The sequence below is a fragment of the Alkalibacterium subtropicum genome, from assembly GCF_900112455.1.
Classification (GTDB): domain Bacteria; phylum Bacillota; class Bacilli; order Lactobacillales; family Carnobacteriaceae_A; genus Alkalibacterium; species Alkalibacterium subtropicum.
Map to the genome: position 1 here is coordinate 15,691 of NZ_FOLT01000003.1, position 14,366 is coordinate 30,056.

The 14,366-nt window shown below is 43.5% G+C and carries 9 protein-coding genes; 1 reads left to right on the top strand and 8 read right to left on the bottom strand.

The annotated features are described in order from the left end of the window. Nucleotides 1-4: 4 nt before the first annotated feature. From BM049_RS03695 to BM049_RS12175, 4 genes are all read right to left on the bottom strand, one after another. A complete protein-coding gene (locus BM049_RS03695) occupies nucleotides 5-871 on the bottom strand; it encodes a carbohydrate ABC transporter permease (protein ID WP_218147205.1) in 867 nt (288 codons plus the stop codon). A 152-nt stretch (nucleotides 872-1,023) separates the two neighbouring features. Continuing rightward, a complete protein-coding gene (locus tag BM049_RS03700; protein WP_091528751.1) occupies nucleotides 1,024-2,292 on the bottom strand; it encodes an ABC transporter substrate-binding protein in 1,269 nt (422 codons plus the stop codon). A gap of 156 nt (nucleotides 2,293-2,448) precedes the next feature. Next, a complete protein-coding gene (locus tag BM049_RS03705; protein ID WP_091528752.1) occupies nucleotides 2,449-3,297 on the bottom strand; it encodes an AraC family transcriptional regulator in 849 nt (282 codons plus the stop codon). Between the two features lie 376 nt (nucleotides 3,298-3,673). Beyond that, nucleotides 3,674-3,823 (bottom strand): hypothetical protein, encoded by a 150-nt coding sequence (locus tag BM049_RS12175; RefSeq protein WP_177188579.1) that lies wholly within the window; start codon nucleotides 3,821-3,823, stop codon nucleotides 3,674-3,676. A gap of 425 nt (nucleotides 3,824-4,248) precedes the next feature. On the opposite strand from BM049_RS12175, the gene BM049_RS03710 reads away from it, so the two are divergent. Further along, nucleotides 4,249-5,439, top strand: coding sequence for a DUF8173 domain-containing protein (locus BM049_RS03710; protein ID WP_091528754.1), 1,191 nt, complete (start codon nucleotides 4,249-4,251; stop codon nucleotides 5,437-5,439). A 585-nt stretch (nucleotides 5,440-6,024) separates the two neighbouring features. On the opposite strand, the gene BM049_RS03715 is transcribed toward BM049_RS03710, so the two are convergent. Genes BM049_RS03715 through BM049_RS03730 form a run of 4 tightly spaced genes read right to left on the bottom strand, consistent with a single transcriptional unit; the run spans nucleotide 6,025 to nucleotide 14,129 of the window. Continuing rightward, nucleotides 6,025-7,332, bottom strand: coding sequence for a TIGR02679 domain-containing protein (locus tag BM049_RS03715; RefSeq protein WP_091528756.1), 1,308 nt, complete (start codon nucleotides 7,330-7,332; stop codon nucleotides 6,025-6,027). Between the two features lie 8 nt (nucleotides 7,333-7,340). After that, complete coding sequence (locus BM049_RS03720; protein WP_091528757.1) at nucleotides 7,341-11,468, bottom strand: TIGR02680 family protein; 4,128 nt, start codon at nucleotides 11,466-11,468, stop codon at nucleotides 7,341-7,343. Beyond that, complete coding sequence (locus tag BM049_RS03725; protein WP_091528759.1) at nucleotides 11,468-12,637, bottom strand: TIGR02678 family protein; 1,170 nt, start codon at nucleotides 12,635-12,637, stop codon at nucleotides 11,468-11,470. Before BM049_RS03725 ends, BM049_RS03720 begins: the two co-directional genes overlap by 1 nt. Then, a complete protein-coding gene (locus BM049_RS03730) occupies nucleotides 12,630-14,129 on the bottom strand; it encodes a TIGR02677 family protein (protein WP_091528761.1) in 1,500 nt (499 codons plus the stop codon). The genes BM049_RS03725 and BM049_RS03730 overlap by 8 nt, the downstream gene beginning before the upstream one ends. Between the last annotated feature and the right edge of the window lie 237 nt (nucleotides 14,130-14,366).

The window sequence follows — 14,366 nt, forward strand, 5'->3', positions numbered from 1 at the left end:
CCTCCTAATCATAGTTGACCCATTTTTTCTGACCCAGAAGCTGAATAACTGTAATAATCATGATGATTAGAACTAGAACAATGATTATAGCTGATCCATAACCTTTATCATTCAGTACGTACGATTCATGGAAAAACACATATACAAGTGACTGAACTGAAGAAAGAGATGGGTTTGTCACATCAAACATAACAAATATGACATCAAAAACTTGTAAGGCAGAAATAATACTTGTGACTAATACAAAAAATAACTGAGGAGTCAAAAGTGGTAAGGTGATTTGAAAAAATTGTCTTAGTTTACTGGCCCCATCCATAGTCGCTGCTTCATAATAATCTTTGGAAATCTCTTGCAGACCAGCCAGCAGTAAAATCATGTTATAACCCACACTAGACCAGACACCTACTATTATTACTGCCCATAGTACAAGGCTAGGGTCTGATAACCACTGAATATCCGCATTGAATCCTAAGCTCTCTATCATCAAATTTATCAGACCGTATTGGGAGTTGAACAGCCATCTCCATACCATCGCAACGGCTGCTGGGGCAGCTATCATTGGCAGAAAATATAACGTTCGATATACACTCAATCCTTTAATTTTAGTATTTAGTAATACTGCTGCCAAAGTAGAAAGCACGACTGTAACGGGTACTTGTATTCCAGCGTAGAGTAACGTATTACTGAGAGACTGCCAAAAATCAGCGTCGTTGAACATTTTAATGTAATTTTCTAAACCAATGAAAGTCGATTGACCAAATGTACTGACGCTGTGAAAACTTAAATACACAGTCTGAATAACAGGGAAAATATTTAACACCAGTAAACCTATAAGAGTGGGTGCTATCAATATCCATCCCCAAAACATCATATTTTTTTTCTTGTTTAGCTTAGCTTTTTTTGTCGTTAAAGTGTTTACTTGTGGGTTGTGAGCTTCCATAATTTACCTCCTATGTGAACACGGGCCTGGACAAATGTCTCAGGCCCGGAACAGTATAAGCTATTAACCAGTTGATTTTTAAATTAATTTTCGCTTTCCAAAACTTCTTCGACACCCGTAATGATGGTTTCAGAGACTTCTTCAACCGTGGCCTCTCCTTCAAATACAGGAATGAGGGCTTGATTTTCTACATCTTCCCAGCGGGCTGTGTATTTGGAATACGGTTTGATCACTGCATATTCCATTTGATCTAGATAAGCCTGGATATTAAATTGTGGATAAGCTTCAAGGAATGATGTGTCTGTTCCACTCAGCGCAGGAATCGCGCTTCCGTATTCACCTTGAATGATCATAGCTTCTTCAGAAGATAAAAATTCTAAAAATTGACGTGCCTCTTCTGGATAGTCTGTAAATGCTGATATTGAATTAGCCAATCCATTATAAATCACAGCTTCTTCAGTGCCAGCTGGCATTGGAGCGACATCAACATTTTCATTGGTATATTCATTTTCAGCCAGTTGCGAAATCATCCATGAACCGAAGAACCCCATTGCTGCACGTCCAGATTGGAAAAATGATAAATTAGAGTTATCTGCAAATTGACCTACTGTAGGGGATACGCCATGCTCAACACTTAAGTCAGCATACCACTGAACAGCTTCTACAGTCTCATCTTCCCGAAATCCAGAGGTTGTTTTGTCTTCAGATATAACATAGCCTCCATTTTGGTGAATAAAGTTATGGTATCCTTCTTCTCTGTTTAGAGGTGCTAGAACACCGTACACATCGTTTTCTACGTCAGTAAGGATCTCTGCATTTTCCAGAAGATCATCCCACGTCCAGTCTTCATCCGGATAGTCTAACCCCGCTTCGTCGAATAGTGTTTTGTTATACCATAAACCAATATTCCCGTAGTCTTTTGGAACACCTAATAATTCATCGTTCTCCGTTGTATAAAGTTCGACTAGCTCTTCAGGAAAATCTGCCATATTTAGTGTCTCACTTTCGTCTGCCAAATCAGTGACGTCCATGAGTATTTGACCTTCCGAATAATTGGCAAATTCGTTGGAGTGCATCCAGAAGAGATCTGGTAAACTTTCTCCCTGTGCACCTGATTCGAGTTTGGTCCAGTACTGATCCCAAGGTGTCACTTCAACATTTACCTGAATAGTAGGATTCTCTTCTTCAAAAGCGTCCGCAATTGCATTCATGCCTTCTGCCTGGCCCTGATCCCATATACTATATGTGAGTGTAACATCTTCATTGGCAGAACTATCAGAACTACATCCTGTTAAAATAAGAGCGGTTCCCAAGCCGATTGTTAAAGATAATTTTTTCCAGTTACTTTTCATGATTATTACCCCTTTTATTTTCTTTTAGTAAAAAATCCACTTGTGTAAAGGCTTTGTAAACGTTTTACTATGATGTAATCTTATCAGAGAAATCTGAATAATAATAATCTTGAGAATAGCGAAAACATACCTTTTTTTAGTTTTAGTAAATGTTTACTATCTGTCTTTATAATGTTCTCGCTTCTTTCTATACTCGCGAGGGGTCATTTTCATCTTGTTTTTAAAGATTCGTGTATAACTCAAAGGATTTATATAGCCAACACTTTCACTGATATCCTGGATCGATTCCTGCGTCGTGTCCAAGAGCTCTCTTCCTTTTTGGATCCTGTAATCGATCAGATAGTCATTCATGGTCCTGCCGGTCGTCCTTTTAAACACTTGAGAAAGATATGAGGCATTAAGAGCAAGTTCATCACTCACTTGCTTTATCGAAAAATCTGTATCCTTGTAATTATCCTGAATCAGTTGAATAGCCTGGTTCGTGTAGGCGACGTCTTTGTTGATAATGTCAGGGCGTGTTTCGCTGTCATACAGTTCTTGTTCGATCGACAAATGAGCCAACAGTGAGTAAAAATAACTTTGCAAGGTGATCAGTGAAACATTATCCGTATTCGGGGTTTGGATTATTTTCTTCATAAGATTGATCGTTTCTTTCCTGTCGTGGGTTTTCCCTACCGGTGTCTGACGGGTGATCCCTACACTTTTAAGCAAAGATTCAACCTTGCCTCCTTCAAAACCAATCCAGTAATACTTCCATGGATCCTGTTCATCCGCTTTATAGTAGTTGGTCTCATTAGGATAGATCATAAAAAACTGACCGGCTTTTAGGTTGTATTTGACCTCCTTAGATATGAAGGTGCCCTCCCCTTCTTCAATGATATGGATGAGATAATATTCCCTGCGTGCAGGTCCATAGTGATGCCCCGGTACGCATGACTCGTAACCTTTAGTCAAGTAATAAACATCTTCAAACAGGGAGTTCCTCTGGAAATAATCTTCTTTCATGATAATACTCCTCTCCTTATAGCTTTTCCTTTTGATTATACCTTAAGAGAACCTTTGCTTTTAGGTTAATTCAATTTTCTTAAATAATAAGTGCCATCAGCTTGACGCTCTAATCGAATATCTAAAGAAGCAAAAGTCACATGATTTTCTGCTTTATTTATAAGGCAGTTTGTCAGTAAATGCAAGTTCTTCCTTTACTTCTCCTTCTATTTCATTGGCCAAGATCTGGTTGATTCTGTCTCCCAAGAGCCGTGCGGATACATAGTGTTTGTCCTGAGGTCCGATTTCCAAAAGTTACCAAGGTTGAAGCCATTCTCAAATGCTGCTCCTTTGCCTGAGCCTGTCATCAGGTAGTCTCTTCCTCATTATCCTCGTCTTAAATACGTTCGATCGGTTTATCATTCTCAAAAACTTTTACTTTAAAATCCACATCGGCACTACAGCGTTGGACGACGATCTGAGTGAAGCGGTCCTCAAAAATCCCTTCTTCCCAATAGTCCATGCGAACCAGTTTATCTGTGATCACGGTAAAGCGGTACTTATCTCCCTGACTGATTGACTTATCGATGCTTTCTGCTTTCTTTATTAGAAACGGCTCCTTTTTCGAGAGCTATTTTCACTGAGTCAGTTTGCTTATCTTCATTATGACGAATGTTATGGCTACTATATAAGATAAGAAACAGGATCATTTTGTAATAAACTTCTGTTTTTTGCCTCATATGAAAAGAATCGTTATCACTAACGACTTTTTTCACATAGTGGTAAAATAGACTAAACGAGACGGGGCCTGCTGCTTTCCACGCTCATCATCCGGCGTGTGACTTTTTGCTGTATATGCAACTGTCCTTCTCAGGTTAGTTTATTCACATCCGTCATCAAGTGAGGTGTTTTTATGCGGAGAATCAAATAAGTCCATATCCAAACGCTCATGACACAGGAGGTAATCAAAATATGAAGAATTTCAGTGTAAACTCAAGAACAAGGCGGCTTTCTGTCATCATTTTATTCTTACTTTCACTTGTGACACTGGCCGGCACAGTATCTGCACGTCCCCATATGTTCAACCGTGAAGCCAGACAAATCCACCAGGAAAACGAGACACTTGACGGGCCGGGATTTTTTGCCGGGGATAATGTCCGGATCGATGGCGACATCAACGGCACAGCCTTCGCTTCCGGGGATAATGTCGAAGTGAATGGAGACATCAACGGTGCTCTTTTTGTCATCGGCGGATCCGTTCGCGTAAATGGTGAGGTAAACGGCAACATCTACGGGCTCGGCCAGACGATCCGGTTCAGCGGTCAAAATGAAGGCGAAGTCTTTTTAGCCGGTGAAAGAGTGACCATCGATCAGGCCGCTCAATCTGGTCGAGATGTATTTACAGCCGGTATGGATGTATTCATCGACGGCGATGTGCCGCGTCATCTGTTTGCGGCAGGCGAGAACGTCGCCTTGAACAGCATGATCGGTGGCGACGCCAATGTCTCGGGTGAAGACATCACCTTGAGCGATTCGGTCTCGATAGAAGGAGACTTTTTCTACGAAAGCCCAAGCGAAGCAGAGATTGCTCAAAATGCGACGATCGCCGGCCAGACGGATTACTCTGAAAGAGAACCCTGGAATACTATGCAGATGACGATCGGTCAGCGGGAAAGATGGCTGTTCAGAATCTTGTATGCGATATGGTACTTCCTGTCAGCTCTTGTCATCTGGCTGGTCATCCGTCTTCTGCGTCCTCACTACTGGACAGACAACACCCGCCCCATCGCCACCACGCCACTTAAAACGATGGGCTTCGGTTTACTGTCAGTTATCGCCACACCGTTTGTGATCCTGTTCTTGATGATCACCATTATAGGGATCCCGATGGGTATCATCCTTGCTCTGCTCTACGGCATCGCCATTGCGTTCTCAAAAATCGTCGTGGCCACGTTTATCGGGTCATACATTTTTAAAGCGTCTGACCGGGAAAGTTTCGGCAAGGAATTCCTGATCGTTTTATCTGGTCTTCTGATTTTAGACCTGCTGATCCTGATTCCATATGTCGGCTGGGTCGTCCGTTTATTCGTTGGGATAACCGGTGTCGGTGCCTTGGTTTTATTCAGACATGAACCGACCGAAGCGAAACATGCAGAATATTGATGAAACAGTATTGACGTAAAACAGGCGGCACAGTCGAAAGATATGACTGCGCCGCCTGTTTTTGTGTTCTATAAATTCTCTGCATGTCGACCAATCTGGCCCAGCCAGATTGTACATAATAAAGCAGCAACTGTAAACAGGTTGTGTGACGTGCAGTTCAGCGATTGCTTTATGAGCTGAACGCCACATTTCTGGCTGGAGGTGCAGTTTAGAAGATCAACATCCTTCTGAACGGCATATATCGAAAAAATATTTAAGTTCAGTGATCCAGTACGCCACCGAACTACACGATTCATCGATTTCATTTAGTTCAGGATTTTGAAACACGTCTGAACTTCACGATGTGCACCCCTTCTGCTGCCCCAAAAGAAGTTCAGATGCTTTGCGGGGTGCTGAACTCGCTTCAGCACATTCCTTCCTGCCCTTCAGTCTATAATTTTTATCCTGAACTTTGTGAGAATCTTCAAGTGCCCGATCATATCAGCATCCCCCCAGTAATGACGATCTGGCACGGCCAGATTATACGATCCTGACAACATACGAAAAAGTGGCATCAGCGAGCTTGCACTCGCCGGTGCCACTTCTTTAATATGCTTGTTTTAATTCACTGATCATCTCATCAAGTAATGCTTCCTGGTATGCCGGCCTTTTTTTCAACATCACGGCTGTCTTGACTCCATCCAGAAAAGGATGTTCGATCATTTTAAGCTGGTTCAGTCGTCTTTCGGAAATGTTTTCGTCCTCGGATACAGCTTTATCATAAGACGTGACATCCATTTTCCATAACTTGACAGAGTTAGGATATCGCAATAGCAAACGGTAAGCCATACCGATTCCTTCAGGATCAAGGTCACTGGCATAATGTAAAAGACAGTCTTCCTCGACTAATAAATCAAAACACTTCCAGGCGGATAGTTTAAACTGTCCATGCGTACATATAAGAGGAAGATCAGGTATTTCATCCAGAAGACTTGAAAAAATACCAGAATTTTCAACGATCCAGATGTCTTTTGCTGAATGATCCTTCCTGTCTTTCGGATACAAGGCTGTAACATCAAGCAGTTCGCGGATCGGTAGATTTAATACCGTGTGTGTTTCGCATGCCATTTCCCATACTTTCTCTTTACCGTTCGGAGTATTCGCTAGAATATTAGCCATCGTTACATAATTCGTTATATCATCCCGAAGTATATTGAAAGTAAGCAGCAGCTCTGTGATATCCTCGCTGGTTGAAGGGATCTGTAAAGACTCTTTTGCCAGCAGACTCTGTTTAAAAGCGAGCAGATGAACCAGTAGACGTCCAAGCTCTGTATTCCGGTCGAACGCATGAGGCTGCCCTGTCAGTTTCTGAGCAAAAACTGGTAACCTGACTGGACTCTCCGGCAATGCTTTCATCGAGCGGCTTAATATCGATGCATTTTCCTTAAAGGTCTCACGGGAGGCGTCCATCGTCCGGTGGATCCAGTACGTGTCTTGGGACTTGGCTTTTATATAGTTCAGCCATTCAGAAAGCATCGGATGACACATGATCATCTGCTCAATAAATGCCTCTTTTTTCGCTGCTTCATTCTCTGATCGTTCTTGATTAGAAATCAGCGGCTCATCGAAATAGGCCTCTAACAAAGTTTTCAAATCATCCACGTCAAATTTGTATTGAAGCAACTGTTTTTCAAACTGAAGCAAGGTGACTCGTCTTTTTTTCAGCATCTTATCCGAGCGCATTCCGAGAAAAGTGGCGATCTCCATAAGTTCTTCTTCTGAATAAGCAGCAAGCGAAACGCTGCCTCCCACTCTACCGTACGACTGATATTTCTGTTTGAAAGCAAGAAACAACTTTCCGTAAACCTTTTTTGATCTGAAAAATTTCACAGCATCCTTAAGTGTATGGTCCATAAAAATCCTCAACTTTCCTCATGTGCGATCAGACGTCGCTTGCTGCCGTCCCAGACGTAACGGATCACAGCGACATGATCGGCATTCTGCGGGCGAAACAGTTCACTGATCGCCAGTTCGGTTACCGTCGGATAGTCTCCCCACAGGCCTTGAGAGTTGATGATATAGTTGAAACCGAGTTCTTCCAGCACTTCAAACAAATCGGCGATATTATGATCATCCACACCCGCAAATGCTTCGTCCATAGAAAGAATGAACGGTGCTTCGTCACTCGCTTCCAGATATCTTGAATAGGATGCAATGAATAAGGGGATATACATGGCTCTGGCTTTTTCGCCACCGCTGAATTTATAAAACTGGTTATCGGTCAACTGCCGTTTCCGGCCATCGCCTGTCCGCTGGTAGCTCAGTTCGAATGAGAACCAGTTCCTGTAGTCAAGTACCTGCTTCAGCACTTGCAGCAGCGTCTGCATTTCAGTGCCCTCTTTCATCAATGCTTTCGCCCGGCTGATTTTCGTTCGGAAATGTGTGGTGACCTTTGCGATATCCTCTTCACTCAAAAGTTCAGCCTTTTGACGCAGAAGGCTCAAGAGATCCTTCGTATCCATTTCATCTTCAGTCTCAGCTGTTCTTGGTTTCCACCGGATCGAAAAGAGCAGGCCGGATGAATCATTTCGCGATTCCATGAGTGCCTTCATCTCTTCCACCCAGCGTTCAGCCCGACCGATCCTGGCACGAAGTTTATTCCCCACAGACTGAAACAGGATCTCTTCATAAAGCTTTCTGTCCTGTTTATCCAGATAGACCTGCTGGCGTTCCCTTTCACTTTTCAGATGATCTGCTACTAAATACGGACTGACACGTTTCCCCTGCAGATGAAGTTCCACGAGTTCTCTCGACCGTGCATTTTTCCATCTCTCCACATAAATAGCGTGGCTGCCAGATATGGCTTCGTTCATCCAATCAGGGATATCTGAATAAACGGTACGCTGGACGGGCCCGTATTCGATCAAATTATCCTGGTGATCGTTTCGTTTTCGTGACAGTGACCCTGAAAGCTGAGATATTTCTTGTTTAGATAAATGATCCAGAGACAAAAGGATCGTATCAGCATATGCTTCCAAGGATTGATCATTACGTTCAATTGAATGAACGTTTCGCTTGCTCTCTTCACTGAATGTCTGCGCCCAAGCAATTTTCATCTTGTTCCAGAAAGTTTGCTGACTTTCTTTTTCGACAATCTGGTCAGAAGTGAAAGTCAGCTCCGTTTCTTTTCTCGTCCGCTCTTCTTGCTTGCTTTTTAACAGATCATCCAGTTCAGAAAGTTTTCTCAAGGTAGCCTGGATCTGATCTTTTATATCCTGGACTCCTTCTTTCGCCATCTGTTCTTCGATCTGCTCAATCTCTTTTTCAAGACGATCGATATCTCTCTGGTAGGTAGCTGTCTCATCTTTTATATCCAGCAGTGTTCCTTCCAGCTCGATCAGCTTTTCAGTTAAGTCGCTTCTCTTCTCGTAATGATTGATCAATTGCAGATGAGTACCTTTGAGTTCAGCCAGCCCCTTCTCATAAAGTCGCATCGTGTCCAGGGCTTTTACGTATACCATCAGGTCCAGTTGAAGCCCATCGCTGATCGTCTGTCTGTCCAGCTTCACTTTCAATGACCGTATTGCCGCAGAAATCGCTTTGAGCGTTTCGGACAGATCATTTACATTTTCATCTAATCGTTCGATACGCAGCTGGACACTCAAAAGATTCGAGTAACCCTCGGACAGGTCTTCATCATCAGGAAAATCAAGGAGGTGAGCCTTCGCTTGAACGATCGCCTGTCTGTTTTCATTCATCTTTATATCCAGCTCATCCAGTCTTATCTGGCTTTCTTTAAGTTCCTTTTGGATCCGAACGATTTGTTCTTCTCGGTAACGTTCTCTGGCGTGGCTGCCGATAAACCGGACGGATTCCACAGGTACTGCATGCCCGACGAGTGGTCCGATAGTGTAACGGCCATCTTCAGAAAGTGACAAGACTTTGCTGCTCGAATCGTCGATCAGGATACTTCTTAAAACATCATCCACTTGAGATTCTGTAACCTCAGACGCTGTATCGAGATCAGGCTTCAAAAAATCTGCCAATGTATAAGCCATCAATTGAGGGTCCGGCCTAAGGACACGGTCATGTTCGACTTCGATTCCTTCTGCCGTGATCAAGGCATCAAGCAGACCCGTTTCGATCAGGGCTGCTTCCAGTCTATTCTGTGTCGCTTCGGGCACACCTTCGTGAAACTCCACAGCGTTATATAATGGAACAGCCCTAATACCCTGGTCTTTTAATTTGATACGGGCTTCTTTGGTCAACGGATGCGTATCTGGATCCGGATCTTTCCTGTTTTTCCACTCACTAAGCTCGCTTTCTCTATCATTTTTCAGTTGCTGTTCCGCATTTTTTCTTGTTTCCAGTTCAGCTAATGTCCGTAATTTGTCACTCTCAAATGCCGAAACGGCATCACGAATCGGAGCTTCTATTTGTTCATATCTTGTATCCACAAAAAGACGATCCAGAGCACGAGAAACATGCTGGATTTTTTCTTCAGACAAATGAAGGTAATCTGCCTCAGCCAGCCACTCATGAATAGCATTCAACTGTTTCTGCTTTTCTTCACTCAGCCAGCTTTCCCAATCCTTCTCCTCATCTCGTTTTCGGTCTAGCTCCAGTTTCGCTTTTCCCAGCTCGCTGTCTTTTTCAGTATGCTGATTTTTGAGACTTTCAAACTCCCTTAACTCTTCCACTGTTTTCTGTAAGTAACTGTAATGTTTTTCTGCCTGATTAACCCAGGCATTAAACTGAAAAGGTGATTCAGTATTGGCTTTAAAGTCTTCTTCGTTAATGCTATGCGTTTCCGAAAAACCAGCTCTTGAAGCATCATCCGATAAGCTATCAAGCGAATCTGCCAAAGATTCTTTGATTCGTTTAATGCTGAGCTCCGTCTGGTCCAGCACGTCACGAGTCACACGTTCTTTTTTCTGTTCAAAACTGTAACGCGTTTTGAGGTTTCCCAGTCTATCTGTCAATCGCTGGAGCTTCTTTAGATCATCCTGTTTTTCTTTTTCGAGGTTCCATATTTCATGCTGAATCAATCGGGTCCGCTGTTTGTCTGCCGTATCTTTTTCATCCTCGTGGTCTGATATCTCCTGATTCAGCTCAGAGATATGTGCATTCAGCTCAGCCGTTTTAGATAGTATGGCTAATCGTTCTGCTTCTGCCTGTTCATGATTAGAGACCGCTTCTCTGTATCCTTTGGCCTGATCATATAAAACTTTTTGGTTATAAGTAGTGTACACCTTATTAATCGCAGTGACCGCTTCACTCTCGCGTTCGGACTGTTCCAGCTGCTGTTTTGTCTGGTCCATATGCTCGATCGTGTCCGAAAGATAGCGAAGATCTTCATCTGAAAGTGGCGGAAGGGCTTCTTCGAGAATTTCAAAAATCACAGACGGTTTAAACTCTTTAGATAATTTCGGACTCCGAAGCTGAATAAGCAGTTTGATCAGATCTTCGTATTCTTCGATCGATTCATAGCCGAAAATATACTGATTGACCAGACCGGCGTATTCCTTACGCGTCTCAACCACGTGTCCGCCTTCTCCCACTTGGTTGCGGAGTTGTATTCTGGAAAGCGGGATTTTCTCTTCTCTTCCTTCATTTTTTTCTACTTTGTACAGAAGGATATCCTTCCCGACCCTTCGGTTGTCTGTCAAAACAAAGCCCCAGAAGTTAAGTGGTTTACCGCGTCTTGCATTTAAGCCGATACCGATAGTCATGTACTGATCCGTTTTATTCTTTTTGAACTCCATATACAAATACCCCGTCCGCTCGTCCAGACCGGATACCTCTTTTTCGCCTAAAAGATAATCTTCCATGCGACGTGCCCTTGAATTGAAAGGATCCAGCCGCTCAGGCCGAGTCGATCCGTCTAAAAGGACCGGAAGGAAGCTCTGCATGGTCACAGATTTACCAGCCCCGTTGTTTCCTCTCAATAGCAGTTTTCCGCCAGCAAAGTCAAAGACTTCATCTTCGTAATACCAGTAGTTAAACAGCCCGGCCCGATTGATCTGCCATTTGTTTTTCGTCGATTCCATTATACGTGATCCTCGCTTTCAAAGTCTTTAGGATAATACCCGGTCATTCGTCCAAAAGCGGGTAGCAAAACGATCAGATTCGTCTCTGCTTCAACCTTGGCAAATGACCAGTCCATAAGATGCATCAGAATATCCTCTGATGTTTTTTTAAGACCGCGTTTCTCCCGGTATTCGATACTCCATCCGACTTTATAGTCAGCTCTCACCTGCTGGATAAGCTGTTCAAACTGGGCATGGGTCAAATGGATCTGACCGAACGTATCGATAATATACTTATGGATAGTTGCCCTTACGTATGCCTGAACATGCAGCACCAAAGTCGACAAAGCTTTCCTGTCCGGGAACAACTCATAGAGCTGCTTCTGCTCCGGCAGGGTCAGCATCGCAGCGTTTTTGGTCACCTGCAAAGCAAAAGGCGTATGTGACTCGATATCTTCTCGTAAACTGTTGCGGTAACGTCTGATATAGTCAAAATCCAAATCGTCCTCACTTTCCCGGTACACGACTGGTTCATACATCAGCTTGCGGTAAACACGTTTCCGCCTTAAGTCTTCCTGATTGCGTTCCCAGTCCATATCCAGGATTTCTGCAAGAGACTCGCATCGACGTATATCATGGAGGTGATTACGCATAAAGTATCTTGAATAGATCGTTCCTTTATAAAGGACTTCCTGCTCTTCTGAATAGGCAAAGCCCTCGACCCCTCCAGAATAGCTGTCGACTTCATGAATACAGTCCAGCTCCACCAGTTTTTTCAGGACACGAACGAGTGACTTACGGTGCTGATAATTCGTCCAGTCTAAAGCGATAACACCGGGATACATCTCTTTTAGTCCGTTTGCAAACTCAGATAAAAGAAAATGATCCTCCACTGAACGGTTTTCGAGGTAAGCCAGACCGCAGGCAAACAAGGCATAGTCTCTGGGTTCCTGAAAGGTTCCTATCCCCATCCATTTTTCAGGATTCAGCGGCACTTTTTCCAGTTTTATAAAATCTTTATGAACGATCAGCGAGAGACCGAACTTTTCGATGATATAGCGTCTCAATGCCCGTTCATTTTCACGTATAAGCTGATAGGCTTCTGGGTCTTTGTCCCTTAAGATCCAGAATTGTTCAAAAAGAGCGCCTAAAGCATCCTGCTGCTGTTCATTGAATCCCATATCAGGCATGATCGGTCACTCCTTTATCCTCTAAAAGTTCAAAAGTCACGTTTGGCATATCAAGATCGCCATCAACGGAACGCAGAACGATACGGTCCTCTTTCATGATCACTTTGACACGCATGCCAAATTCAGTCTGAATGATCTGATCTTCCTGTCCCATTGCCTTGCCGATCCACGATAAGAAAATTTGTCGAACGATCGGCTCAATGATCTCCACCTTATCCAGTTCGATCAACCGGTCGCGCATATGTCTTTCTATCCCTTCGCGTTCAAGCTGTTTCTCTTTTAAATATAGTTCGCGTGCAATTTTCCGTTTTTCTGACCGGTCGATCACCGCTCCTGGCGTTCTCCGCTGACGGTATGTACGGAGCATCGGTTTCGTTTCAAATGCCATCGGCTCACATTCCCAAGTAGCCGTGTATAGATTATCTGTCGGATTCTGATCAATATAATAATGGCGGGTATGATCCATCCCAAAAGCCGCAGAATATAACTGATGGGCATCATCTAACGTCTCCAGGCCACTGAACCAATCGGCCAGGTAGAGGTACTCTTCTCGCCGACTACGGAAATTCTGATTCCGCTCACCCATACGCTGGACGACCTGAGTGATTTTCCTGATCGCCTCGGTCGTCCTGTCAAGCAGGATCTCTGATTCACTCTTGCTGAAAGACTGTGAGCTCCTGAACCACTTCTGCAAGGTCCGCCACCTCTCGATGTATTCAACAAATGCTTCTGACTCAGTTAAATCAGTGGGCTCTTCCAGCAGTCCCTTGGACTTATGAGCATGGACCTGCCGAAAAAAATCAGTCATTTTCTTTTCGGATAAAGCAACAAGTAAAGACTTGATCTGTTCTGAGGTTGACTGCATGGCCCGGATAAATTCTCTCAGATAGCGCGTAAAGCGGTCCTTGTAAGCCAGAAACGCCTCTGTTTTCATACGTTCCTCAACTTCCTCACTACTGATATAGGCAATATACCCTGACGTACTTTCAACGATCTGGCGGAAATAATTCTGCAGATCATCCCATAAATGGCTCGCCTTTTCATCGCTTATAGCTTCTTCTTTTATGACAACCGATTTGAGCTCCTGCAACAGAAGATAGACTCGCTCGAACTGAGTCCGTTCAAGCGCACCTCCAAATGATTCGTTTCTGTTTTCCATTTCTATAAGCAGCCGCTCAAATTCGATCGTATAAGGTGTTGGCTGATAGCGAAAACGTTTCTTCTTGTACTCTTCAATGGTTCTGGGGCTCCCCATCTCCTGCCTGGGTATAAGGTTCCCCCACCTCACAAGCTGATCTAGATCCAAATAAAGACTGTTCTCTTCAAAATCAGAAAAATCCCCCGTAGATTTCAAGTAGTTGTAGACTTCTTCAGGATAGATGTACTCCTGCATACGCTCATGCTGTATAAAAAAATAGCGCAAAATCGCCCGATACCGCTGGTGATTTTCCGCCGTAAGGTACGCCGCCTCTTTAACTTTTTTTAATTCCATCTCTCACAGTCCTTTAGTAAACGTTTTAGATGCTATAATCTTAGCATATTGCCCGGTGTGCATAAAGAACCATAATGAAATCATACAAAATAAAAGCTAGATAGTATGTAAAAAAATTGTCGCACTCAGCCCAGAATTTTTAACGAGTGAACACTTTGGTGAGGCGAATGTCGCAGTCGCTGGTGTGAAAGTCGGTGAGTGAGCACTTTTTAGACCTAGTTGTCGCAGTCACTAGAT

Excerpts from the sequence above, each read along its gene's own strand:
- BM049_RS03715 (WP_091528756.1), bottom strand. The coding sequence starts at position 7,332 with ATGGACCATACACTTAAGGATGCTGTGAAATTTTTCAGATCAAAAAAG.
- BM049_RS03700 (WP_091528751.1), bottom strand. The coding sequence starts at position 2,292 with ATGAAAAGTAACTGGAAAAAATTATCTTTAACAATCGGCTTGGGAACC.
- BM049_RS03695 (WP_218147205.1), bottom strand. The coding sequence starts at position 871 with ATGATGTTTTGGGGATGGATATTGATAGCACCCACTCTTATAGGTTTA.
- BM049_RS03720 (WP_091528757.1), bottom strand. The coding sequence starts at position 11,468 with ATGGAATCGACGAAAAACAAATGGCAGATCAATCGGGCCGGGCTGTTT.
- BM049_RS03705 (WP_091528752.1), bottom strand. The coding sequence starts at position 3,297 with ATGAAAGAAGATTATTTCCAGAGGAACTCCCTGTTTGAAGATGTTTAT.
- BM049_RS03710 (WP_091528754.1), top strand. The coding sequence starts at position 4,249 with ATGAAGAATTTCAGTGTAAACTCAAGAACAAGGCGGCTTTCTGTCATC.
- BM049_RS03730 (WP_091528761.1), bottom strand. The coding sequence starts at position 14,129 with ATGGAATTAAAAAAAGTTAAAGAGGCGGCGTACCTTACGGCGGAAAAT.
- BM049_RS03725 (WP_091528759.1), bottom strand. The coding sequence starts at position 12,637 with ATGCCTGATATGGGATTCAATGAACAGCAGCAGGATGCTTTAGGCGCT.